Annotated in this window: 22 protein-coding genes; 11 read left to right on the forward strand and 11 right to left on the reverse strand. The window is 33.9% G+C overall.

Annotated elements, in window-relative coordinates; translation table 11 throughout:
* Nucleotides 1-4 precede the first annotated feature (4 nt).
* Complete coding sequence (locus tag C8N41_RS01240; protein WP_115837875.1) at nt 5-586, reverse strand: RNA polymerase sigma factor; 582 nt, start codon at nt 584-586, stop codon at nt 5-7.
* A 359-nt stretch (nt 587-945) separates the two neighbouring features.
* On the opposite strand from C8N41_RS01240, the gene C8N41_RS01245 reads away from it, so the two are divergent.
* Entirely contained in the window at nt 946-1,386 is a 441-nt protein-coding gene (locus tag C8N41_RS01245; RefSeq protein ID WP_092446492.1) for a retropepsin-like aspartic protease, read from the forward strand.
* Nucleotides 1,387-1,466: 80 nt separating this feature from the next.
* Entirely contained in the window at nt 1,467-2,090 is a 624-nt protein-coding gene (locus C8N41_RS01250) for a response regulator (RefSeq protein WP_092446491.1), read from the forward strand.
* 564 nt (nt 2,091-2,654) lie between these two features.
* On the opposite strand, the gene odhB is transcribed toward C8N41_RS01250, so the two are convergent.
* Both odhB and C8N41_RS01260 read right to left on the reverse strand, forming a co-directional pair.
* Nucleotides 2,655-3,869 (reverse strand): 2-oxoglutarate dehydrogenase complex dihydrolipoyllysine-residue succinyltransferase, encoded by a 1,215-nt coding sequence (odhB, locus tag C8N41_RS01255; RefSeq protein ID WP_115837877.1) that lies wholly within the window; start codon nt 3,867-3,869, stop codon nt 2,655-2,657.
* A 47-nt stretch (nt 3,870-3,916) separates the two neighbouring features.
* Complete coding sequence (locus tag C8N41_RS01260) at nt 3,917-6,673, reverse strand: 2-oxoglutarate dehydrogenase E1 component (protein ID WP_115837879.1); 2,757 nt, start codon at nt 6,671-6,673, stop codon at nt 3,917-3,919.
* A gap of 114 nt (nt 6,674-6,787) precedes the next feature.
* Between C8N41_RS01260 and C8N41_RS01265 the strand changes: the two genes are divergently transcribed.
* The 5 genes from C8N41_RS01265 to C8N41_RS01285 all read left to right on the forward strand — a co-directional run bounded on the left by C8N41_RS01265 (nt 6,788) and on the right by C8N41_RS01285 (nt 11,703).
* Nucleotides 6,788-7,333 (forward strand): alpha-ketoglutarate decarboxylase, encoded by a 546-nt coding sequence (locus tag C8N41_RS01265; RefSeq protein ID WP_249033214.1) that lies wholly within the window; start codon nt 6,788-6,790, stop codon nt 7,331-7,333.
* Between the two features lie 162 nt (nt 7,334-7,495).
* A complete protein-coding gene (nirK, locus tag C8N41_RS01270; RefSeq protein ID WP_115837881.1) occupies nt 7,496-8,935 on the forward strand; it encodes a copper-containing nitrite reductase in 1,440 nt (479 codons plus the stop codon).
* Between the two features lie 5 nt (nt 8,936-8,940).
* Nucleotides 8,941-9,720 (forward strand): formylglycine-generating enzyme family protein, encoded by a 780-nt coding sequence (locus C8N41_RS01275; protein WP_115837883.1) that lies wholly within the window; start codon nt 8,941-8,943, stop codon nt 9,718-9,720.
* Complete coding sequence (locus C8N41_RS01280) at nt 9,717-10,433, forward strand: SCO family protein (protein ID WP_115837885.1); 717 nt, start codon at nt 9,717-9,719, stop codon at nt 10,431-10,433. Before C8N41_RS01275 ends, C8N41_RS01280 begins: the two co-directional genes overlap by 4 nt.
* Before the next feature lie 10 nt (nt 10,434-10,443).
* Entirely contained in the window at nt 10,444-11,703 is a 1,260-nt protein-coding gene (locus C8N41_RS01285) for an alginate export family protein (protein ID WP_115837887.1), read from the forward strand.
* Nucleotides 11,704-11,742: 39 nt separating this feature from the next.
* On the opposite strand, the gene C8N41_RS01290 is transcribed toward C8N41_RS01285, so the two are convergent.
* From C8N41_RS01290 to C8N41_RS01325, 8 genes are all read right to left on the reverse strand, one after another.
* The gene (locus C8N41_RS01290; RefSeq protein ID WP_115837889.1) at nt 11,743-12,192 is read right to left on the reverse strand and encodes a pyridoxamine 5'-phosphate oxidase family protein; all 450 of its coding nucleotides are present in this window, start codon (nt 12,190-12,192) and stop codon (nt 11,743-11,745) included.
* A 36-nt stretch (nt 12,193-12,228) separates the two neighbouring features.
* Complete coding sequence (locus C8N41_RS01295) at nt 12,229-13,053, reverse strand: universal stress protein (RefSeq protein ID WP_115837891.1); 825 nt, start codon at nt 13,051-13,053, stop codon at nt 12,229-12,231.
* Nucleotides 13,054-13,126: 73 nt separating this feature from the next.
* Nucleotides 13,127-13,588, reverse strand: coding sequence for a hemerythrin domain-containing protein (locus tag C8N41_RS01300; RefSeq protein ID WP_115837893.1), 462 nt, complete (start codon nt 13,586-13,588; stop codon nt 13,127-13,129).
* Nucleotides 13,560-14,771, reverse strand: coding sequence for a hypothetical protein (locus C8N41_RS01305; RefSeq protein WP_115837894.1), 1,212 nt, complete (start codon nt 14,769-14,771; stop codon nt 13,560-13,562). Before C8N41_RS01305 ends, C8N41_RS01300 begins: the two co-directional genes overlap by 29 nt.
* Before the next feature lie 112 nt (nt 14,772-14,883).
* Nucleotides 14,884-15,615 (reverse strand): iron-sulfur cluster repair di-iron protein, encoded by a 732-nt coding sequence (gene ric / locus C8N41_RS01310; protein ID WP_115837896.1) that lies wholly within the window; start codon nt 15,613-15,615, stop codon nt 14,884-14,886.
* Between the two features lie 49 nt (nt 15,616-15,664).
* Nucleotides 15,665-16,099: an RrF2 family transcriptional regulator gene (locus C8N41_RS01315; RefSeq protein WP_092446465.1), complete on the reverse strand. Its 435-nt coding sequence runs from the start codon at nt 16,097-16,099 to the stop codon at nt 15,665-15,667.
* Between the two features lie 74 nt (nt 16,100-16,173).
* On the reverse strand, nt 16,174-16,524 hold the full coding sequence (locus tag C8N41_RS01320; RefSeq protein WP_115837898.1) for a hypothetical protein: 351 nt from the start codon (nt 16,522-16,524) through the stop codon (nt 16,174-16,176).
* A gap of 6 nt (nt 16,525-16,530) precedes the next feature.
* Entirely contained in the window at nt 16,531-17,505 is a 975-nt protein-coding gene (locus C8N41_RS01325) for a polyprenyl synthetase family protein (RefSeq protein ID WP_115837900.1), read from the reverse strand.
* Nucleotides 17,506-17,654: 149 nt separating this feature from the next.
* Here C8N41_RS01325 and C8N41_RS01330 point away from each other — a divergent pair, with 149 nt between their 5' ends.
* The 4 genes from C8N41_RS01330 to C8N41_RS01345 all read left to right on the forward strand — a co-directional run bounded on the left by C8N41_RS01330 (nt 17,655) and on the right by C8N41_RS01345 (nt 24,401).
* A complete protein-coding gene (locus C8N41_RS01330) occupies nt 17,655-18,257 on the forward strand; it encodes a TetR/AcrR family transcriptional regulator (protein WP_115838758.1) in 603 nt (200 codons plus the stop codon).
* A 3-nt stretch (nt 18,258-18,260) separates the two neighbouring features.
* The gene (locus C8N41_RS01335; protein ID WP_115837902.1) at nt 18,261-19,583 is read left to right on the forward strand and encodes a TolC family protein; all 1,323 of its coding nucleotides are present in this window, start codon (nt 18,261-18,263) and stop codon (nt 19,581-19,583) included.
* Between the two features lie 22 nt (nt 19,584-19,605).
* Nucleotides 19,606-20,787, forward strand: a complete 1,182-nt coding sequence (locus C8N41_RS01340; protein ID WP_115837904.1) for an efflux RND transporter periplasmic adaptor subunit — start codon at nt 19,606-19,608, stop codon at nt 20,785-20,787.
* Between the two features lie 71 nt (nt 20,788-20,858).
* Entirely contained in the window at nt 20,859-24,401 is a 3,543-nt protein-coding gene (locus C8N41_RS01345) for an efflux RND transporter permease subunit (RefSeq protein WP_115837906.1), read from the forward strand.
* Nucleotides 24,402-24,424 lie beyond the last annotated feature (23 nt).

The raw sequence follows: 24,424 nt of genomic DNA on the forward strand, positions 1-24,424 counted from the left end.
AAGTTTAGTAAAACTGTAGGTTAAATTTTGGTGCGTTCTGTACTAATTGGGTTAATTCACCAATACATAATACTTTTTGATTAACCGCGTCAGCATAATTGATTTTTAAGCTTTTAGCGACTTCGACCTTGGGCTTCGTTGAAAAAGTAGCTCTTAGTATCTCTTTACAAGCATCATCTAGATGCTGAAACACTTCATTATACAACGCGTGGTTTTGTTCATAAACAGAAGTCTCAACAGATAATACCTTAGCAGTATTATCTGTATTTAATTCATTTTCATCCATTATCTTGACAACATCTACATTTTCCTTCAACCGGTTTAACCATTTACGCTTACATAAATAAAAGAAATATGTTTCAAACGGACAGGTTAAGTGCAACTTCTGTTGTTTGGCCTGATTATATATAGCAATTATAGTTTCTTGAATAACATCTTGGGCATGATAAGCATCACCATTATTTTGGTTGATATATTGAATTACTCGAGATGAAAACTTAACATAAATCTCCTTAATAACCGTAGTATTATTGTTGGCCAATCCATCAATATATTTTTGGTCTTCGTGTAATTTATTTTCCCTCATGAACCCATTATTTTCAACGAATTTAAAAAATCTTTATGTAAAACGAATAACAATTTATAAGGTCTTTTTAGAAGCCTATATATCATATTAACACAAAACAACGTTCTCTATTATATAAGGATGACATCTTACTAAAAGTATAGCCTTTATTTTAATTGCTTATGAGGAAAATTATGTGCTAATTTTAAACAATTAAGACATTTGGTTTAGCAATAATTATCCTTATTATTAAAGACTTTTATATATTATTGTCAATAACCACATATTAAACTTTAAACAACTCTTGCTTATTACACCATCTCATTTTAGGCTTGATAATTGCATAATCTATTTTGGTTATTAAAAATCGAACAAAACATATGGAAACATTAAAGGACTTCCTCCTTAATAAAGGCTATTCAAAAGTGAAGTTAAAACTCACTAAAACCAATCATTTTGAAATAAAAGCTAGTGTTAATGGTGTAAAAGGACGCTTTATCCTAGACACAGGAGCATCGAGTAGTTGTGTTGGCTTTGAAGCTATTGAACGTTTTAAACTTAAAGTAAAAGACTCTGAAATTAAAGCGGTTGGCGCAGGTGCCTCTGACATGTTGACGCAAATCTCATCATCTAATGCCATAAAAGTAGGAAAATGGAAAAAAAACCGAGTCGCTCTCATTCTTTTTAATTTATCCCATGTCAATAATGGTTTAATGAATCATAATGCCGACCCTGTAGATGGTATTATTGGAGCAGACATCTTAAAAAAGGGTAAAGGGATTATAGACTATGAGAAAAAATACTTGTATTTAAAGTTGTAGAATCTTTTTAATTGTAAATAGCATGGAGAAGTTTTTTTTACTAAAGTTTCTTATTACCTTTAAATAATTAATAGCAAAAAATGAATCCTACTATCATTATAGCAGATGACCATCCTCTGGTCCTCAAAGGTCTGCATGATTTTTTAATAGAAAAAGAATATAACGTATTAGCAAGTGCAAAAAATGGTAAAGAAGCTTTAACTCTGATTAAAGCACATACTCCAGACATTGCCATTTTAGATATTAAAATGCCGTTTTACTCTGGTTTAGAAATTGCCGAGAAATGTAAAAAGGATAAGCTTCCGACTAAAATTGTACTTATTACTTTTGAGAAAGATGAAAAAATATACCGCGAAGCAAAAGCTTTAGACATTTACGGTTATGTTCTAAAAGAATTTGCACTGGTAGAAATTGAAAACTGCATCTCATCTGTAGTAAAAAACAACTCTTATTTTAGTCCAGAACTATTAAAGTTTTTAGAACTAAATGAGTTGCCTGAAAATTTTGAGTTACTTACCAAACACGAAAAAGGTATCGTAAAATTAATTTCTGAAAACAAAACTGGTGTTGAAATTGCCGATATACTTTTAATTTCTCCGAGAACCGTTGAAAAACATAAAAGTAATATTATAAAAAAGCTAAAATTAGAGCGCAAACAAAACAGTTTACTCATCTGGGCAAAGGAAAATTCACATCATTTATGATCCTATTTTAAAAAAAGTCACAAACTACGTAAAGTTACGTATAGTATCATATTATTTTTTTTATGACCTTTACACCATGTTACAAATGTAGGGGTTGTAACATACAATTTGCTATTAGTTAATTCTAAAACATCATAGAATTGATTAATTCTTAGGGATTATTATGGCCTTGAACTTATGTTCAGGGCCTTTTTTTTTTACAAAAAAGACAAAAAAATACGTAAAGTCACGTATTGTATTGTGTTATAATTAATTGCAACTTTACATCAGCTATTAATTCAAACTTCAAATTATAATCCTATAAGCTCGAAATTAAAATATAATTCAGAGTTTATAATAACACAATAAGTCCATGGAAACAATGAAAAAAGAATCGAGTACAAAAAGCGATAAGATCTTTGTAATCTTATTAATTGTTAGTTCAGTAATTGTTATTTCAGCAAATATCGCTGTTAACTTCTTTAATTAATTTTAGTTAGTTAAGCACTCTTGTTAGTTAGGAGTAAAAAAAAAGCGCAACTCTTCTGGAGTTGCGCTTTCTCATTTTTATATGTTAGATAAGATTTACAGCTCTAAAGCCTTCTTAACATTATTATCCATTAATAACTCTTCCGGGTTTTCTAGTGCTTCTTTTACAGCAACTAGGAATCCAACAGATTCTTTACCATCAATAATGCGGTGGTCATAAGACAATGCCACATACATCATTGGGTGAATTTCAACATTACCATTTACGGCTATAGGTCTTTCGATTATGTTATGCATTCCTAAAATTCCACTTTGTGGAGGATTAATAATTGGTGTAGATAACATACTACCAAATACTCCACCATTGGTAATGGTAAATGTACCACCTGTCATTTCATCTACCGTAATTTGTCCATCTCTAGCTCTAAGAGCTAAACGTTTTACTTCTGACTCTATACCTCTAAATGATAAATTTTCTGCATTTCTAATTACAGGTACCATTAAACCTTTCGGACCTGAAACGGCAATACTAATATCTACAAAATCGTAAGACAACATTTCCTTTCCATCAATCATAGAATTAACGGCAGGATACATTTGTAGTGCTCTAACTACAGCTAAAGAAAAGAAGCTCATAAACCCAAGGCTTACACCGTGTTTTGCTTTAAAGTCTTCTTTATACTGCTTACGCAACTCAAAAATTGGTGTCATATTAACCTCATTAAATGTGGTTAACATTGCTGTTGTATTTTTTGCTTCAACCAAACGCTCGGCAACTTTACGACGGAGCATTGACATTTTACTACGCGTTGTTCCTCTATTTCCACCTGTAGGAGTTCCCATAGATGGTACAGCTTTTACAGCATCGTCTTTAGTAATTCTGCCATCTTTTCCTGTTCCAGAAACCGCACTGGCATCAATTCCTTTTTCAGCTAATACTTTCTTTGCGGCAGGACTTGCAGTTCCTGTTGCATACGTTTGAGCATTAGAAGTGGCAGGTTGAGTTTCTACTTTTGCAGGAGACTCTTCCTTCTTTTCTTCTTTTGCTGGAGCGTCACTACCTTCTGGTTTGGCCGCACCAGTATCTATTAAACAAACAATTGCACCAACTTCAACAGCATCACCTTCCTCGGCTTTTAGTGTAATTGTTCCACTAGCTTCTGCTGGCAACTCTAAGGTTGCTTTATCACTATCTACTTCAGCTATTGCTTGGTCTTTTTCTACATAGTCACCATCTTGCACTAACCATTCTGCAATTTCTACCTCAGTAATTGATTCGCCTGGTGAAGGCACTTTCATTTCTAAAATCATGCTTTATTGTTTTATTTAAGCTCTAATTTGCGTTGTGTTTATTCTATTTATCTTTGGTTGTTTTTGGCTTTATCAAAAACGTAATCTATAACTTCTTTGTGTCTAATCTTAGAACGCACTGAACTTCCTGCTGCTGGAGCTCCATAAGGTCTTCTACTAGCCACTCTAAATTGTTTTGCTTCATCAAAGTTCATTAGCATATGGCCATAAGCTCCCATATTTCTTGGTTCTTCTTGAGCCCAAACAATGTCCTCTGCATGTTTATATTTATCCAATACAGCTCTCATATCTTTAGAAGGTAAAGGGAATAATTGTTCTATTCTAACTAAAGCAACATCATCTCTTTCTAATAGTTCTCGTTCTTCTAATAAATCGTAATAAAATTTACCTGTAACAAAAACTAACGTTTTTATCTTTTCTACTTGTACCGTAGCATCATCTATTAACATCTGGAAACTTCCGTTTACAAATTCATCTACTGTAGAAATTACTTTTGGATGGCGTAATAAACTTTTTGGAGTAAATACAATTAATGGTTTTCTGTAGTCTGCTTTTACTTGTCTACGTAATAAATGGAACATATTCGCAGGTGTTGTACAATCGGCAACAAACATATTATCCTTAGCACAGAGTTGTAAATAGCGCTCCATACGGCCAGATGAATGTTCTGCTCCTTGACCTTCATAACCATGAGGTAATAACATCACTAAGCCATTCTGTAGTTTCCACTTATCTTCTGCAGCAGAGATATATTGGTCTAACATTATTTGAGCTCCATTACTAAAGTCACCAAACTGTGCTTCCCAAATTGTCAATGTTTCAGGACTCGCCATGGCATAACCATAATCGAAACCAACCACACCATACTCAGATAACAGAGAGTTATATATATAAAACTTACCTTGGTCGTCACTTAGTTTGTTATGTAATATAATTTCTTCCTCACTATCTTCTACTTTAACTACTGCATGACGATGTGAAAAAGTACCACGTTCTACATCTTGTCCAGACATACGCACGTCATTTCCGTCTAACAAGATAGAACCATAAGCTAAATGTTCTGCCATTGCCCAGTCCAATCGATCTTCTTCAAACATCGTTTTTCTTGACTCTATTAAGCGTTGTATTTTTCTTATAAATTTTTTGTCTTCTGGTAAACTAGAGATGGTTTCCGCAATTTTTTTAAGCCCTTCTCTAGAGTATGATGTATCCACTGGCTGCATCATTTTATCCTCTTGAGCTGTTGTAAAATTGGTCCACTCATTTTGCATGAATGGTGTAATCTCAGTTTTCTTTATTTTTCGAGAATCTTCAAGCTTTTCTTCAAGCTTATCTTTGTACTCTTTCTCTATTTCAGTTACAAAATCACTATTAATAACACCTTCAGCGATTAAACGTTCGGCGTAAATATCTCTCGGATTTTTATGCTTTGCAATTGCTTTATATAATAAAGGCTGAGTAAACTTAGGCTCATCCCCTTCATTATGTCCATATTTTCTATAACCTAACATATCAATAAACACATCGCGCTTAAACTTCATTCTAAAATGAAGCGCAAATAATGTGGCATGTACAACGGCTTCAGCGTCATCTGCATTAACATGCAGCACTGGTGAAAGTGTCACTTTACCAACGTCTGTACAATACGTACTAGAACGTGCGTCTAAATAATTGGTAGTAAACCCGATTTGGTTATTAACTACAATATGAATGGTTCCGTTGGTTTTATAACCATCTAATTTGGCCATCTGTATCAACTCGTACACCAAACCTTGACCTGCAATAGCAGCATCTCCATGTACAATAATTGGTAATACTTGCGATGGATTATCAGGATATTTATCGTCTTGTTTTGCTCTAACTATACCTTCTACAACAGCACCAACTGTTTCTAAATGCGAAGGGTTTGGAGCTATATTTAGGTTAATTCTTTTACCTGCATCACTCACACGATCGCTCGTCCATCCTAAATGGTATTTTACATCACCATCAAAAACCTCTTGCTCGTAATCTTTACCATCAAATTCGCTAAAAATATCTTTTGCAGATTTTCCAAAGATATTTGTTAAAGTACTTAAACGGCCACGGTGTGCCATACCCATAACAAACTCTTTTACATCGTAACCCGATGCATGTTCAATTAATGCATCTAAAGCCGGAATTAAAGCTTCACCTCCTTCTAAAGAAAATCGTTTCTGACCTACATATTTAGTATGCAAGAAATTCTCGAATGATACGGCTTCGTTGAGTTTTCTTAAAATTGTCTTCTTCTGATCTGGTGAAAACTGCGGATGATTATCATTGACATTCAGCTTCTGCTGAATCCACTTAATTTCTTCAGGTTTTCTGATATACATATACTCTACACCAATAGATTCGCAATATACGCGTTCTAAATGATCTATAATAGTTTGCAAAGTTGCCGACCCTAAACCTAGTACTTCTCCGGCAGAGAATACGGTTTGTAAATCATTTTTTGATAAACCAAAGTTTTCAACTTCTAAGGTTGGTGCGTATTTACGTCTTGCTCGTACAGGGTTTGTTTTTGTAAACAAATGCCCTCTACTTCTATAACCATCAATAAGTTTTAGAACTTGAAATTCTTTTTGAACCTGTTCTGGGATTTGGGTAGAAACACCCTCTATAATTTCACCATCTAATCCAAAAGTTTCGGATCCGAAGTCGTAGCCTTGGAAAAAGGCACGCCAACTTGGCTCTACAGAATCTGGGTTTTTTAAATATTGGTCGTATAAATCAGCAAAATATGCCGTATGTGCCGCGTTGAGAAAGGAATATTTATCCATTTTACTTTTTGAGACGTTGTCGTTTCAACATAATTTAGTCAAAAATACAACTTTTGGCAAATATAGATAAGGATTTATTATATTTATAACATATTGAATAGAACTAATAATGCTATGACAAATTTGAAGTATTTTATAACCTATAAAATAATACTATGCACAACTTTAATGTATTTTTTTACATTATTTGCATTTGCACAATCTCCAACCTCATCTAAGACTAATTTTTGGAATTCTGTAGAATACGGAGGAGGCATAGGTTTAAATTTTGGTGATGGGTTTTTCAATGGCTCATTGACACCCAATGCCGTATATAGGTTTAATCCTTATATCGCTTCAGGAATTGGACTAAACTTTTCTTATAGCAGCCAAAAAGACGTATATAAATCCACCGTTTTAGGAGGAAGTATTATCGGACTATTTAATCCATACAGAGAAATACAAATCTCAACAGAATTTGAACAGTTACACGTTAGCCGAACATTTGACGATAGATTTATCACTAATCTTGAAGAAGATTATTGGTATCCGGCATTATTTTTAGGCGCAGGTTACTCTAATAACAATGTAACTATTGGAATTAGATATGATGTATTATACGACAAAGATAAAAGCATCTATTCTGAAGCTTGGATGCCATTTGTACGTTTTAGGTTTTAACTCCTTTAAACCAAGCCACCTCTTCACCTCTTATTAAACAAAACTTCAATCCATTAGCTTCACATCTGATTAATTAGGACAAAATTATCCTAAATATGATATTTGTCATATTATCTCATGATTTATCCGTTTATTTTTGACTAAATCAAACCACGTAAACCTATGAAAACACTAAAAACAATTCTTCTTGGCTTAGCTTTAATCTTGTTAAGTTGTGGAGACGAGGAAAAAAAAGAACAGCATACCATAACTTCTGATATTCCTGTGAGTCGAGAGATGTTAGCAGAGTTAACTGCACCTCCTAATGTACCAACACCTGTTGGAAGACGAAAAGCAAAAAAGCTTATAGTTAATATGGAAATTCTTGAAGAGGAAGGAGAGTTAACAGATGGAGTAAAGTATGTCTATTGGACCTTCGGTGGTTCTGTGCCTGGCAGTTTTATTAGAACCAGAGTTGGAGATGAAGTTGAATTCACGCTATCTAATCACCCAGACAATAAATTACCTCACAATATAGATTTACATGCCGTAACCGGACCAGGAGGTGGTGCAGAATCTTCTTTTGTTGCACCAGGACACGAAAAAACATTTTCGTTTAAAACCCTAAACCCAGGTCTATATGTTTACCATTGTGCTACAGCACCTGTAGGTATGCACATTGCCAATGGTATGTACGGTCTTATTTTAGTAGAACCAGAGGGTGGCTTACCTCAAGTTGATAAAGAATACTACATAATGCAAGGGGATTTTTACACCAAAGGCAAAAATGGGGAACGCGGCTTACAGCCTTTTGACATGCAAAAAGCCGTTGATGAAAATGCCGATTATGTTGTCTTTAACGGAAGTGTAGGAGCGCTTACAGGTGACAAGGCCATAACCGCTAAAGTAGGAGAAACGGTTAGACTTTTTGTCGGAAATGGTGGTCCCAACCTCGTCTCTTCTTTTCATGTTATTGGTGAAATTTTTGATAAAGTACACGTTGAAGGTGGCGAATTAATTAATGAAAACGTACAAACGACATTGATTCCTGCAGGAGGTGCAGCGATTGTAGAGTTTAGAGTTGATGTTCCTGGGACTTTTATTTTAGTAGATCACTCCATTTTTAGAGCGTTTAACAAAGGAGCTTTAGGCATGCTAAAAGTTGAAGGTGAAGAAGAAAAGAAAATCTATTCAGGTGAAATACGAGAAGGCATCTATCTGCCTGAAGGTCCAGGAATACAAAACATGCCAACTACCGATGAAATTGTAGAATCTGAAATTCCAGCAAAATCTTTTAAAGAACAAATGAAGTTTGGAAAACAAATTTATATGCAAACCTGTTTTGCTTGTCACCAAGCGGAAGGTCAAGGTATTCCTAATGCCTTTCCTCCATTAGCAAAATCAGATTATTTAAATGCCGATGTAAATAGAGCAATTGGAGTTGTGGTCAATGGGCTAAGCGGCGAAATTACAGTTAATGGTAACACCTATAATAGTGTTATGACGAAGCAAATGATTTCGTCAGACGATGTTGCCAACGTATTAACCTACGTCTACAACAGTTGGGGAAATTCTAAAAAAGTAGTGACCAAAAAGATGGTTGACGACGTTAAAAAGAAATAATAATTATGAAAGCTACGGTCTTTAGTTTGTTTACACTATGCTTAATGGTTCAATCCATAATGATTGGACAAACTAAAGACATGGTGCTTATAGAAGGTAGTCGTTATATCCCTTTATATGGACGCGACTCTACAGTTGTTGAAGTCAAAGATTTTAAAATGGATATTTACCCTGTGACCACAGCAGAATACATTCAATTTGTAGAAACACACCCAAAGTGGAGAAAATCTAAAGTGATTTCATTATTTGCTGACAAGAGCTATTTGGCAGATTGGAAAATGGATTTAAAAATTAGGGATTCTATTTCCGAAAAAAATCCAATAACCTATGTATCATGGTTTGCTGCAAAAGCCTATTGCGAATGCCAAGGTAAACGTTTGCCAACAGTAGATGAATGGGAATATGTTGCCATGGCAGATGAAACCACCAAAGATGCCAGAGTGAAGCCTGATTATAATCAGCAAATTTTAGCATGGTATGAAGCACCAAGAACAAAGGAAAACAAAGTTGGCCAAACAAAAAAGAATGCTTGGGGAGTATACGATTTACATGGTTTGGTTTGGGAATGGACTTTAGATTTTAATTCAGTATTAATCACTGGAGAATCACGAAAAGACGTGGACAAAGACAGTAATCTATTCTGTGGAAGTGCAGCAGTTAATGCCACTGACCTCATGAATTATGCCGCATTTATGCGTTACGCTATAAGAGGAAGCCTTAAAGCGAAATATTCCATGAAAAACTTAGGCTTCCGATGTGTACAAGATTTAAAAGAACAACGATGAAACATTTAAAAATAATACTATCCACTTTTGTATTACTCGTATCACTTACGGCTTGTAATTCAAATACATCCAAACATACAACTGCAGATTTAGCATTTTTTCAGTGTCCTATGCAATGTGAGGGAAACAAAACCTATAGCAAAGAAGGGAGTTGTCCTATTTGCAAAATGGATTTAAAACAATTAGAAGGCACTTCAAAAACCATAGAAACTGATGACATTTCAGAGGCATCTATTTTCAATCTTACAAGTAAATGGCACACAGAAGAAGGCAACGAAATTTTGCTTAAAGACCTTAAAGGAAAAACCTTAGTTGTGGTAATGATTTACACTTCTTGTAAAGCAGCTTGTCCAAGATTGGTGGCAGATATGCGAAACATTGAAGCTAAAATTCCTGCAAAAAACATAAATAATGTGCAGTTTGCTTTGGTTTCTATTGACCCAGAAACAGATACACCACAACGTTTAAAGGCATTTGCCATAGAAAATGAAATGGATGGAGCGCAATGGACCTTTTTACAAGGCACAGAAAGTGGAGTGAGAGAATTTGCAAATGTACTTTCTGTAAAATATAAGGAAATTTCTCCTATAGATTTTTCGCACTCTAATATTATTAGCGTGTTTAATGCCAAAGGAGAATTACAATACCAACAAGAAGGTTTAGGAGTAGAGAACAAAGACACTATAGAAACTATTCTGCAACTCTCCCATTAAAACGACCAAGATGAAAACACTGTTAACAATCCTATGTTTAGGTGTTGTAATGACATCCTATGCTCAAGAATTTGAAATTTCAAGCGAGTTAAGACCACGTTTTGAATACCGACATGGCTATAAAACACTTTTCCCAGACAACAGTGATGCAGCGACCCTTATATCGCAACGCACACGCTTAAATTTAAAGTATAAAAGTGAAAAGCTCCATACCTATATCGCTTTTCAAAATGTAAGAGTTTGGGGAGATGTTGCCACCTTATCAACTTCAGATGCTAACGGGATAACTATTCACGAAGCCTGGGCTCAGCTAGTACTAAATTCTAAAATCGCTTTAAAATTAGGTAGACAAGAACTAAAATATGATGATCATAGAATATTTGGAAATGTCGGTTGGGCGCAACAAGCAAGAAGCCATGATGCTTTGATATTAACCTACCAACCCAACGCTAAAAACCAAATTGACTTCGGTTTAGCAATGAATGAAAATGCGGAAACACTTTTTGAAGAAGACTACTTGGTTAATGATTATAAAGCTTTTCAATATGTATGGTATCACACTAAATTAAACGCTGTTAGTCTTAGTTTTTTAATCTTAAATAACGGCTTAACTTATGAAGATGACAATAACGAGCAAAACGTCAATTATAACCAAACTATAGGATCTAGAGTTGCTTATAAAAACAATAGATTAGATCTGGACGCTTCTTTATATTTTCAGACTGGAAAAATTGCTGACAGTGATTTAAATGCCATCAATATAGCTGCGAATGCTTATTATAAATTGAATACCCAATTAAAAACAGGCATAGGTATTGAATATCTTTCTGGGACAGATATGAATTCAACAGAAAACACTCTAAAATCATTTAATCCATGGTTTGGAACCAATCACAAATTCAATGGTCTTATGGATTACTTTTATGTCGGAAACCATATTAATTCGGTAGGTCTTATAGATATCCATGCCAATTTAAGTTGGCAAAAACATAACGCTTCAATAGCACTAACACCTCATATATTTTCTTCAGCAGCCAAAGTGATTGACATTTCAGGTAATAAGATGAATACGAGTTTAGGCACAGAGTTAGATGTGGTTTTAGGCTATAAATGGAGTGAGACAATTAAATTTGAAGCAGGATATTCTCAACTATTTGCTACCGAAACCATGGAAGTTTTAAAAGAAGGAAACAAAGACAATAACAATAATTGGGCTTGGATTATGGTTACAATAAACCCTAGCTTATTTAAAACAACATTTAAGAATTAAAAGAGGGCACCTTTGGTTTTTCAATTTTGAAAAACTATTTTAATCGTGCCGTAATTTACCTGTTAACTCGTTTATATCAATTATAAAAACTACAGCGGTTTCTTCAGAATCAATTTTAGCTGAAAATTCACTTATAAAATCAAGATCGCGTAATTCTTTGCGCAACACAACATCTTTAACACCCAATGAAAATTCGTGCAACATCGCTTTTGCACTGCTCCGCTCTAACTCAATAAACTGACCATGAGCTACAACAGATTTCCAGTTGGTAATAGAATTTATCTCAGCCACCTCCAAAGCCACCGAATTATGTTGACGCAAAGCATTTAATTTATGTCCTTCACCAGAATAACAAATAATCCTATTATCTCTATAAAAATAAGTAATGGGCACCACAAAAGGATGCCCTTGATATACATACGCTAAGTGGCCAATATAATTTTGGCTCAGCAATAATTGACACGCTTCTTTATCTAAAATTTTGATCATGACTTATACACTTTTAAACCTATTTAATGACAATCCTTATGGACTGTGTAAAACTAACAGTGGTAATTTCATTCTAGAACTTAACACTTTTCTTGATGAATGACTAAATAATCGCTGTAACAGCGATTTGTCTTGCGCAATAAATGCCGTCATATTAATTGGGTGAGTTTGAAGATAACATGACACTGCATAGTCTACAGGTACATCTTCAATATTAGAATAATTAACTTTCAGCAATGATAAGCGCTCTCTATCTTCTAAGGCTATTTGAACGCTTTCTTTTTCTGAAGTTACTCTAAGCACATGCATCTTAAAATTAAAATCCTCTAAAAGATCTATAATAATATCTCGTATACTGCTCGTTAACTTACAATTTTTATTTAAAGACACCAGACATTCTGTAACAGGTAAAAACTTATAATTATTAGGCACAACGATAGTTTTGCACTTTACCTTTTCTATAACATTAATAGTATTACTTCCAAAGATCACTTCTTTTACATTAGAAGCGCCATTACTTCCCATAACTATAAAATCGATTGAAAATTTGCTTACAGCTTGGTTAATGGCATCGGTAAACACATCATAATCTATAATAATTTCAAAATGATAATCTTGTTTATAATGGTCTTTTTTTAATTTTTCGATTAAAGTATTTAGTTTCTTCGTGGGTTTTTCAGTTATAGAATCGTGAATAGAGTGTGTAGGAGACATCAGTAAATCATCGCTAACATAACCACCTACTTTATGCACATACATCACATAAAATGTACAAGATTGAGATTCAAAAAACCGCATTGCATAAGTTATGGCATTATTCGCATTCTCAGAAAAATCAGTAAGTAAAAGAATCTTTTTCATAATAAATGAACTTGTTCTTAAAACTAAATAAATCCCTAAATACCCACAATGACATTAATCATGTATTGCATCTCTACTTCCAAAACACATCAGTTTCATTGTCTTTAAAATTTTCAGGTTGATGTATATTCTCAATAAGACGCAACTGAGCTTCTGTAGCTTTATTCTGAATTTCTGGAAAAAGAATCCGTTCTTCAAAACGAATGTGTTGTTCTAGTTCTTCTTCAATTTTACTCAGCGTTTTTAAATCATCTCCTTTATAATTGAACAACCGCTCTAGGCGTCTGTGATCTGCTAAAGCTCGTTTCACCAACTCGTTTTCAGAATTTAAAATCGAAAAGACATGTGATTCTTCTAATTCAAAATGAAACACTAAATGATTTTCAAAAAACCAAGTAGCATAATGCCTAATACGTTTAGGGTCGATATCTTTACTAAATCCGGCTCTAATTTTCCATGATAATAACAAACCGTGATGATGTTCTCGGCTTAGAGGCTGAAGTGCTTTATGACGCTTTTGAGGTTTTAGTGACATATATTTTATGTTTAATCATATTTAATAAGATAAATCCAATCCCTACAGGCAACAAAATGCTACATAGAAATAATAGCTTGTAATAATACGGAAGCATCCCACTACCGCTGTAAAACATTACTCCCTGAATTAACAATAGGAATTCGGTGAATACAAAACCTAAAAGAAAGCTATAGACACCTATACTTAAGGTTTTAGAAATAGTAACTAAGTCGCTTTTTAAAATAAAAGCAAATAAAAATCCTGAAATCACACCTAACATAAGCAAGTGTATAAACCCAATTACAAAGTTTTGATGATAATAAACAACTGTAGAAAACTGAGGTAAAATAGAAACTGATTGAAACAGTACTTTTAATATAAAACAAACAAGTGCAAAACGATACATATGGCTCACCAGCTTATTTGCATTAAAAAAAATCAAATTTTTATTCTGTTTTACAAGTTGTAAAAATTTATAAAGCGCCATAATTTGAAGTGTCACTCCCACTCCATTAATCCAAAGCAGACCTCGATAAGATGCAAACCACTGTACTGGCAATGCAAACGTTAAGATGGTTGATACGATTAACAATGAATAGAATTGCCGGAACGTTTTAGAGTGTTTTACTTTTAATACATGAAAAAACACCGCGATAACACCAATTAAAAACCAACCATTAAACTGAAAATGCAAAAAGAACTGTATCGCAATATGATAGAACGAAGACGCTGCGCCAGATATTGCAACAGCTGGTCCTAAACACCATACACCAATAGTAGATATAACCATGAATATGAGTGATGATTTTATGAGTTTTTCAGTTACTGAAGAAATAGTTTTAAGATGTTTCCAAATGAGATACACAAAATAATAGCTACAAAAAATATGTAATGTTGAAAAAGTTATTGAAACCGCAGCATATCCCTGTATTGGGAAACTAATCATCATACCGACCACAGCAACTTCTGTTAGCCAAAATAAGCGCGCAAAACTCTTAGATTTATCCGGAACCACGTAATGAACAAAAAGCGTAAACACCATTAAATACACCCAACCTAACATTGCAACATGAGAGTGTGCATGCGTTAAAAATCTATAATTTAAACCTATAGATTCTAAAAACGAAAAACGCAATGCTAAGCCCATTAAAGCAGCAATTAAAAAATTAATTAAACATATAATGACTAATTTTTTGGGCATTATTTTTTTAGGTTATGAAATAGAAATATAAGTACTACAAAATGAAAACCCCAAAAAGTTATGGACTAACATCTCAGGATTTTCAAAACTTAGAAATAAAAAAGGATTGCTATTAACCAAATTGTCGCTCTAATTTTATAGCCTTAGGAAATAGAATATTATTCTCTAAATGAATGTGTAGGTGCAAATCCTTTTCAAATTCCTCTAACATGGCATATGTTACTTTATAAGTATTACAAGCATCTGCAGGCGGAGAATAGTTATTAGTTAGTTCGTCTATCTCTCTAAAACGCGCACCTTCGTTATCATGTTCTTCCATCATCATGGCAATAGGATTTTCTACCGTGCCAAATTGAGGAGATTGCACAACATCATTGTCCAATTGGGCTTTAACCATTTTTTTTATAAAAGGAAATAAGATAAGTTCTTCTTTCTTCATGTGCGATGCTAATTCGCCAGAAGACACAGTGAATAGTTCATTGATTTTAAATAATTCAGGATGACGCTCTCCATGAACTTTACAAAGCTTTTCTAAAAACTGACGTAGAACTGGTATTTTTTCTTCTACATATCTGTGATGTTTCTTTTCAATATACTCTGCCAATAAATCTATTGGCCATGCTTTATAATCAATCGTTTCTCCTCCCTTAGAATCTAAAACCGCATTGAGTTCATCTATGAGTACAGTACTGTCAATACCCTTTTTAATACAAGCCTCCTCTACTGTTCTGTGACCTTGACAACAAAAATCTATTTTATATTTAGAAAAAATCGCTGCAGTTCTAAAATCTTCGGCAACAAATTGCCCTATTTCTTTGAGTGTGTTTTTTTGAAGTGTTTCCATATTATTTTTTATTTCGGATAATATTATCCTATTTGTATTCAAATTTTTTTTAGAGCTTTAAGAATGTAACTCCCGATTTTATATCTAAAGCTAATTGCTCTAAACTCGTATTTTCTAACATAGCTCTCAGCTCCTCTCTAACCACCTTAAACTTGTTATGAACAGGGCACGGACGGTTTTCATCGCAAGTATGTAATCCTAGCCCACAACCTTTATAAATACTATCACCATCAATGGCATAGACGATTTGCGATAGCTTTGTTTTCGCTATTTTATCTTTATCTATTTCAAAACCACCGTGAGCGCCTCTCACAGATTTTACAACGTTATGTCTTACTAAAGCTTGTAGAATTTTAGCCGTAAATGCCTGAGGAGAATCTATCTCTTCTGAAATTTCCTTAGGGCTTACTCTCCTATTCTCAAAGGAATTTATAGCAATAAATATCGCTGCCTTAATTCCATACTCACACGCTTTTGAAAACATTTTGACTGTTATTTTGAATAACAAAAATACAATTATTTTTTATATAGGACAATATTATCCTATATAAATCGCTTTTAAGAATATTTAGATTTATACCATACCTTCTGCCATTCGCGCTGTAAGATAATAAACGTAACGTCTTCAGATAACTTTATAACATCGCTACCATCTAACGCTTTAATTTTAGCTTCGGGTACATCTACTATATAAAGTAGATTTAGATAATCTGAAAATTTAGAATTTATGAGATTAAAAATAGTCTCTTGAAACACTAATTTTAGACTAGTTGGCAATGTCTCTACATCAAATTCTAAATCGATATTAGCGTAAAGCAAATCCTTATTGAGTTGAATAATAAGTTTTTTATATAACTGTAGTGTTTCTGCTTCAAGAATTAAATCTTCAAAATTTGATGGTAAATTCATTGGGCCTTAAACGCGTCTAGTCATTAATTGTTCGCCAAATAATCGTAGTGATTGCTTTTTATCATTAGAGATTTGAAGTGTTTCTAAAACATCAAACGCCTTATTGGTATAGTTTTTTACCGCCTGTTGCGTAGCTTCCGCTGCACCAGAGGAATTAAATAACGTTTTAACTTTTTCTACTTTATCGGCATTAGACAGATTTGACTGAGACATAAACGCTTGTAAGTTTGCACCATTGTCAGTAGTGCCTAACTCCAAAGTTTTTAGATATAAATACGTTTTTTTATTTTCAATAATATCTCCACCAACTTGTTTGCCAAACGTTTCAGGATTGCCAAAGGCATCTAAATAATCGTCTTGCAACTGAAAAGCGATACCTAGAAGGCGTCCAAAATTATAAATAGCTTTTTGATCCTCAACAGAAGCTCTAGCTACAATAGCACCCATTTGCATAGCTGCACCAACCAAAACAGCTGTTTTACATTCAATCATTTTTAGATATTCAGCAATTGTAACATCTTCACGTGTTTCAAAATCGATATCATATTGCTGCCCTTCACACACCTCTAAGGCGGTTTTACTAAATAGCTTTGCTAAATTTTGAAAGGTCTCGGCATCATAGTTCTCAAATAACTGATAGGCCATAATTAACATAGCATCACCAGAAAGAATTCCGGTATTTAAATCCCATTTTTCATGAACCGTTTGTTTCCCGCGTCTCAATGGTGCATCGTCCATAATATCATCATGTACTAAAGAAAAATTATGGAATACCTCTATAGATAAAGCGGCATCCAATGCGTTCTCCGTAGTTTCGCCAAAGACCTCAGCCGCCATTAATGTTAAAATAGGTCGTAATCGTTTTCCTCCTAATTCTAAAATATAATTAACAGGATTGTATAAATTTTTAGGTTCTCTATCTACTGTAAAACTTTCCAAATACTTTAGAAAGGACTTTTGGTACTTCTCAATATGTTCCATAAGACAAAAATAATGCATTAAACATATTTTAAACTAATGTTAGCGGTGTTAAAAAATCATTAAAACTTTGGAAACTTTTTTGGTTTTTAAAGTTTCCTGCCGTAGTTTTGCCCTCGTTAATGCGACAACCAAATCGCGAAGTACCACTAATGAAAGATAAAATTATAATAAAATCCACTGAATTGTTCCTAAACTTAGGGTTTAAGAGTGTCACCATGGATGATATTGCAAATGAAATGGGTATTTCTAAAAAAACCATTTACCAACATTTTCAGAATAAAACTAAATTAGTAGAAGCCACTGCTATGTATGTTTTTGAAAAAATTTCAACTGGTATAGATTGTATTTGCAATCTCAATCAAAATCCGATAGAAGAAATTTATGAGATAAAACGATTTGTAATGTTGAATCTAAAAGACGAAAAATCGTCTCCACAGTATCAACTTCAAAAGTACTATCCAAAAATCTATGCATCATTAAAAGGCAAACAATTTGAAAAGATGATTAATTGCGTTACGCGCAATTTAGAACGTGGTGTAAGTCTGCAACTTTACAGAGACACTATAGATGTAGATTTTATAGCGCGTATGTACTTTAATGGTATGCTTTCTTTAAAGGATCAGACTATTTTTCCACGCGATACATATACTATGAAAGACCTCATGAATAATTATATAGAATACCATGTAAGAGGCATTTGCTCAACCAAAGGATTAGAAACACTAACAGAATTAAATTCCAACCTCGAATAACCTATGAAAAAAACAATAACGCTAATAATAGGTTTTATTATTTTCCAAACTGGCTTTGCACAAGAGCAGCCTATTCGTTTATCGTTGCAAGAAGCCATCGATTACGCTTTAGAGAATAATAGATCTGCCATAAATGCTGCTAGAGATATTGATGCCGCAAAAAAGCAAAAATGGGAAACCACAGCAACAGGTTTACCACAAATTGATGCCAGTATCAACTATACCAATAACATTAAACAACAGTTTGATGCTATTGATTTTGACCAGGATGGTGTGGTAGATTTTGGTGCCAAACAAACTATGAACCCATCAGTAACCTTAAATCAGTTGCTTTTTGACGGTTCTTATATTGTAGGATTACAATCTGCAAAAGTATTTTTAGAAATCTCTGAAAACGCCAAAACCAAAACAGACTTAGAGGTAAGAAAAGCCGTTATCGATGCTTATGGCAATGTACTATTAGCCAATGAAAGTGTTGAGATTTTAAAACGAAACGTAGCGGTCTTAGAAAAAAACCTTTTTGAAACCGAAAAAATCTTTCAAAACGGATTAGAAGAAGAAGAAAGTGTAGAGCAATTACAAATTACATTGTCTGGTTTAAAAAGTAATTTAAATAGAACAGAACGTCTTCAACATATCGCTCTCCAAATGTTAAATATTAATTTGGGTATTGATGTGTATAACGATACTATTTTAACAGACACTTTAGAAACCTTAACCGACAAAAACATTAATCTCGACATTCTTAATACAGAAACTAATGTAGAGAATAATATAGATTATAAAATTGCAAACAACGATAAAGTTTCTAAAGAATTACTTGTAAAACTTGAACAAAGTAAAGCACTTCCAACTTTAAGTGCCTATATTAATGGCGCCTATGTTGGTAACAGTAACGAATTTAGCTATTTTGATAAAGATCAACGCTGGATCGGAACCTCGGCATTTGGTGTTACTCTAAGTATTCCAATTTTTAGTTCTGGTATGCGAAGCGCGTCAACACAACGTGCAAAAATCAATCTTGAAAAAGCTGAAACGGATTTAACAGAAACAGAACAACGCATTAAACTTGAAATTGCATCTGCTAAAAGCGATTATCAATTTGCTATTGAAGATTACGATAACAAAAGACAGAATTTATCTCTTGCAGAACGTATAGAAACCAAAAATCAGACTAAATTTTTTGAAGGCATAGGTTCTAGTTTCGAGCTTAGACAGGCACAAACACAACTCTATTCTGCACAACAAGAATTATTGCAAGCTATGTTAGATGTTATAAACTCTAAAGCGGCTTTAGAAACCGTATTAAACACACCAATCAAATAATATTAAAAAATCACTATTTAAAATGAAATATATATTCTCTCTATTCATACTTGCACTTCTTACAGTGTCTTGCTCTGGCGAAAAGAAAAACTCTGTAGAAAACGTCATTGAAACTGGTAATCTCGAAACCTTAAGAGCAAAACGAGGAGAGCTTGTAGGAGAACAGCAAGCCATAAACGATAAGATTAAACTCTTAGATGAAAAAATAAAAACCTTAGATACGGTAAAACATGTTCCATTAATTACAACGATTAAAACCGAACCAGAAGTATTTAATCACGTATTAGAATTACAAGGAAATGTTACCACTAAAGACCTATTAACGATTACGCCAGAGTACAGCGGTATTTTAACGAATGTGTATGTCAAAGAGGGCCAAAAAGTAACTAAAGGACAAACATTAGCAAAGATTGATGATGGTGGCTTAAGTCAGCAACTATCACAATTAAAAATCCAGGCAGAATTGGCTAAGACTACTTACGAGCGTCAACAACGTTTATGGGAACAAAATATTGGTAGTGAAATTCAGTTTTTACAATCAAAATCTACTTACGAATCACAAGAAGAAGCGGTTAATCAATTAAAGCAACAAATTGCTAAAACTACAGTTAAAGCTCCTTTTTCTGGTACTATAGACGATATCATTACAGAACAGGGTTCAGTAGTGGCTGCAGGGCAATCACCACTTATGCGTATTGTAAATTTAGACAATATGTATATTGAAACTGAAGTGCCAGAACGTTACGTTTCGGATGTTACAAAAGGTAAAAATGTAAGTGTAAATATTCCTGTTTTGGGAAAAACGATAGAAACAAAAATTCGTCAAGCTGGTGATTTTATTAATCCTGCAAACCGAACATTTAAAGTTGAAGTTGAAATACCTAATAAAGATAAATCTATTAAACCCAACCTATCTGCTCGACTAAAAATTAACGATTATACCAACGAAAAAGCCATATTAATTCCACAAAGTGTGGTTTCTGAAAATTCAGAAGGAGAACAATACGTGTATGTCGTTTCAGACAAAGACGCTCGAGGTATTGGTACAGCAGAACGTGTTATCATTAAAACAGGAAAAACACAAGGCGATATTATTGAAGTTTTAGAAGGACTTAATGATGGAGCAGAGATTATTAAAGAAGGAGCAAGAAGAGTACGAGATGGGCAGTCTGTAGAGGTACTTAACATAGACGAGAAGAATTAAAAGCCTATGCTAATGGCACTTAATCTTCAAAACATCAACCAATAATTCAAACGTCTAAAACATAAAGACAAATGACTAAAAACAACAAAAAAAACACCGAAAAGGAATTTGGATGGTCATCGTGGGCAATTAATAATAAAACCACAATGTATGTGCTTATTGCTGTCTTTTTCTACTTGGGTATTTCGGCTTTTTTCGACATGCCAAGAGAATCTTTTCCAGAGGTTAATGAAACAAAAATATATGTCAGTACCATTTATCCTGGAAACACCGCTGAAGATATTGAAAAACTTATAACAGATCCGGTTGAAGATAAATTAAAAACCGTTAGTAATGTTGTAGAAATTACATCAACATCACAAGAAGATTACTCTATGGTAGTCATAGAATTTGACGAAAACATCACGGTAGAACAAGCCAAACAAAAGGTTAAGGACGAAATAGATTCAGAAACTGCCAGTGAAGATTGGCCAACCTTTAACGGAGCAAAAGTAGAACCCGATGTTTTTGAATTGAGTCTTTCGGAAGAAATGCCCATCTTAAACATTAATATTTCGGGTGATTATCCAATTGAAAAATTAAAGGATTATGCCGAATATCTTCAAGATGAAATAGAAGATTTACAAGAAATTAAAAAGGCAGACATTAGAGGTGCTCAAGAAAAAGAAGTAGAAGTTGCTGTTGATATTTATAAAATGATGGCAGCCAAAGTTACATTTAATGATATTCTTGGTGCTATTGGTAATGGAAATATTACACAATCGGCAGGAAACTTAAAAGCCAGTGGACAAAGACGAACTATAAGAATTATTGGTGAAATTGAAACCCCTTCGGAACTTGAAAATTTTGTAGTAAAATCGGATAATAACAATCCTATCTATTTAAAAGATGTAGCTTCTGTATCTTTTAAAGAAGAGGACAAAACCACGTATGCCAGAAAATCTGGAAAACCAGTAGTTATGCTAGATGTAAAAAAGCGTGCTGGTAAAAACATGGTGGCTGCAGCAGAACAAATTCAAGTTATTGTACAAGATGCTATTGAAAATGAATTTCCACAAGATGTTGTAGTATCCATAACCAACGACCAATCGTCTGTAACTATCGGACAGGTAGATGACTTAGTAAATAATATCATCTTTGGGGTAATCTTGGTGGTCACCGTACTAATGTTCTTTTTAGGTTTTAAAAATGCCCTATTTGTTGGGTTTGCTATACCTATGTCTATGTTTATGTCGCTTATGATTTTAGGCATGATTGGCTATAGTTTAAATACTATGGTACTTTTTGGACTTATCATGGGACTTGGTATGTTAGTGGATAATGGTATTGTGGTGGTTGAAAACGTCTATCGTTTAATGGAAGATGAAGGTATGAATCGTGTGGAAGCGGCTAAAAAAGGTATTGGAGAAATTGCCTTTCCTATCATCATTTCAACAGCAACAACGGTCGCTGCCTTTGTACCATTAGGACTTTGGCCAGGAATTATGGGCGAATTTATGAAGATTCTACCTATAACCTTATCCATTGTTTTAGGCTCGTCATTAGCGGTTGCTATATTTTTTAATTCAGTACTTGTATCGCGCTATATGACCACTGAGGACAAGGATATGCCGTTGAAGCAAATTATTAAAATTTCTATCATTGTAGCCGGTCTTGGAATCTTAATTCTCATCATGGGAGGTCCTTACCGTGGTATGGGAACCATTATGGTGTTTACAGCAATTATGCTTTGGGCATACCGACTTTTTATTAGAGGATGGGCTAACAAATTTCAGACTAAAGCCTTAGTGCGGTTAGAAAATTGGTACGAGCGTCGTTTACGAAATGCGTTATCTAAAAAACAACCTTACATTTTAACCATCAGTACATTTTTGTTGTTGATAGCTGCATTTATCGCTTTTGGTATTTCACTATCCACACAACGTACTAGTGTAGAATTTTTTCCAGATAATAAACCGAATCAAATTATTGTCTATATAGAATATCCTCAAGGTACAGCTATAGAAAAAACAAATGCGATCACCAAACAAATTGAGAAACGCGTCTATGAAGTCATCAATGCTGATCGCTTTATGGACGATGGCAGAAACTTTTTAGTAGAAAGTGCTGTATCTCAAGTAGGTGAAGGAGCAGGAAACCCACAAACAGACATGGGCTCTGGAGCAGAAATGCCACATAAGGCTAAGATTACGGCTTCTATGCGAGAATATAAGTATAGACGTGGAGAGGATAGTGAATTACTACGCCAAAAAGTACAAGAAGCACTTGTTGGCATTTATCCTGGTGTCTTAATCTCAGTAGAGAAAAATGCAGATGGACCTCCCGCAGGATCTCCTATTAACATTGAACTGCAAGGCAACGATTACAATGAATTAATTGCTACAGCAGAACAAATGCGTTCGTTTATCAATTCAAAAAACATTCCAGGTATAGACGAACTTAAAATCGATGTAAATAAAGACAAACCAACAATGTTGGTTGAAATTGACAGAAAAAAAGCAGGTGAATTAGGAGTGTCAGCCAAACAGATTGGTGATCAATTACGTAATTCCATCTTCGGATCTAAAGCTGGTATTTACAAAGAAGATGGTGATGACTTTGATATCTATGTGCGTTTTAATGAGGCAAATCGTTATGATAAAAGTGCACTTTTTAATCAGAATATTACCTTTAGAGATAATACAGGTCAGATTAAAGAAATTCCGTTATCTACAGTAGCAAAACAAAAAAACAACTCTGGTTTTAGTGCCATAAAGCACAAAGATACCAAACGTGTGGTTACAGTCTATTCCGCATTATCTCCTGGTTATACAGATGCAGGAGCCATTGTAGCTCAAATTCAAAATGAAATGAAAAGTTATGAAGGTTTGTCCGATGATATTCATATTGATTATACTGGGCAGATTGAAGAGCAAAACAAGCAAATGGCCTTTTTAATGGGAGCCTTTTTTACAGGTCTTGGATTAATTTTCTTCATTTTAATATTTCAATTTAACTCCATATCGAAACCTACAATCATTATGATTGCTATTTTCTTAAGTTTTATTGGTGTCTTTGGTGGTATTGTAATTTCTGGTAGTGCCTTTGTAATTATGATGACCATGGTAGGTATTATTTCATTAGCGGGAATTGTGGTTAACAATGGTGTGGTACTATTAGATTATGCCCAACTATTAATTGACCGTAAAAAGAATGAATTAAACCTCAAAGAAGATGATTATTTAAAAACCGAAGATCTTTTTGAAAGCATTGTTAAAGCTGGTAAAGCAAGGTTAAGACCTGTATTATTAACTGCTATAACAACTATTTTAGGATTAATTCCATTAGCCATTGGCCTAAACATAAACTTCTTTACATTGTTCGCAGATTTTGATGCCAACATTTATATGGGTGGTGACAATGTGGTTTTTTGGGGACCTTTAGCTTGGACTGTTATTTATGGTTTACTTGTAGCTACCTTTTTAACTTTAATTGTAGTACCAATATTATTCTTTTTAAGTGTGAAGCTTAAAATGTGGGGACGAAGAAAACTAACCTCACAACCCTTAAGGACGTTTGAAGCTCATCAAAATCCTCAAATAGAAGAAGCTTCTCAACTTGGCATTGAAGATTAATTGAAATCCATTATTTAAACAGA

The organism is Winogradskyella sediminis, assembly GCF_003387355.1.
In the GTDB taxonomy this organism is placed as follows: Bacteria; Bacteroidota; Bacteroidia; order Flavobacteriales; family Flavobacteriaceae; genus Winogradskyella; species Winogradskyella sediminis.

Coding starts and splice junctions, on each gene's coding strand:
- C8N41_RS01240 (WP_115837875.1), bottom strand. CDS start 586: ATGAGGGAAAATAAATTACACGAAGACCAAAAATATATTGATGGATTG.
- C8N41_RS01245 (WP_092446492.1), top strand. CDS start 946: ATGGAAACATTAAAGGACTTCCTCCTTAATAAAGGCTATTCAAAAGTG.
- C8N41_RS01250 (WP_092446491.1), top strand. CDS start 1,467: ATGAATCCTACTATCATTATAGCAGATGACCATCCTCTGGTCCTCAAA.
- odhB (WP_115837877.1), bottom strand. CDS start 3,869: ATGATTTTAGAAATGAAAGTGCCTTCACCAGGCGAATCAATTACTGAG.
- C8N41_RS01260 (WP_115837879.1), bottom strand. CDS start 6,673: ATGGATAAATATTCCTTTCTCAACGCGGCACATACGGCATATTTTGCT.
- C8N41_RS01265 (WP_249033214.1), top strand. CDS start 6,788: ATGACAAATTTGAAGTATTTTATAACCTATAAAATAATACTATGCACA.
- nirK (WP_115837881.1), top strand. CDS start 7,496: ATGAAAACACTAAAAACAATTCTTCTTGGCTTAGCTTTAATCTTGTTA.
- C8N41_RS01275 (WP_115837883.1), top strand. CDS start 8,941: ATGAAAGCTACGGTCTTTAGTTTGTTTACACTATGCTTAATGGTTCAA.
- C8N41_RS01280 (WP_115837885.1), top strand. CDS start 9,717: ATGAAACATTTAAAAATAATACTATCCACTTTTGTATTACTCGTATCA.
- C8N41_RS01285 (WP_115837887.1), top strand. CDS start 10,444: ATGAAAACACTGTTAACAATCCTATGTTTAGGTGTTGTAATGACATCC.
- C8N41_RS01290 (WP_115837889.1), bottom strand. CDS start 12,192: ATGATCAAAATTTTAGATAAAGAAGCGTGTCAATTATTGCTGAGCCAA.
- C8N41_RS01295 (WP_115837891.1), bottom strand. CDS start 13,053: ATGAAAAAGATTCTTTTACTTACTGATTTTTCTGAGAATGCGAATAAT.
- C8N41_RS01300 (WP_115837893.1), bottom strand. CDS start 13,588: ATGTCACTAAAACCTCAAAAGCGTCATAAAGCACTTCAGCCTCTAAGC.
- C8N41_RS01305 (WP_115837894.1), bottom strand. CDS start 14,771: ATGCCCAAAAAATTAGTCATTATATGTTTAATTAATTTTTTAATTGCT.
- ric (WP_115837896.1), bottom strand. CDS start 15,615: ATGGAAACACTTCAAAAAAACACACTCAAAGAAATAGGGCAATTTGTT.
- C8N41_RS01315 (WP_092446465.1), bottom strand. CDS start 16,099: ATGTTTTCAAAAGCGTGTGAGTATGGAATTAAGGCAGCGATATTTATT.
- C8N41_RS01320 (WP_115837898.1), bottom strand. CDS start 16,524: ATGAATTTACCATCAAATTTTGAAGATTTAATTCTTGAAGCAGAAACA.
- C8N41_RS01325 (WP_115837900.1), bottom strand. CDS start 17,505: ATGGAACATATTGAGAAGTACCAAAAGTCCTTTCTAAAGTATTTGGAA.
- C8N41_RS01330 (WP_115838758.1), top strand. CDS start 17,655: ATGAAAGATAAAATTATAATAAAATCCACTGAATTGTTCCTAAACTTA.
- C8N41_RS01335 (WP_115837902.1), top strand. CDS start 18,261: ATGAAAAAAACAATAACGCTAATAATAGGTTTTATTATTTTCCAAACT.
- C8N41_RS01340 (WP_115837904.1), top strand. CDS start 19,606: ATGAAATATATATTCTCTCTATTCATACTTGCACTTCTTACAGTGTCT.
- C8N41_RS01345 (WP_115837906.1), top strand. CDS start 20,859: ATGACTAAAAACAACAAAAAAAACACCGAAAAGGAATTTGGATGGTCA.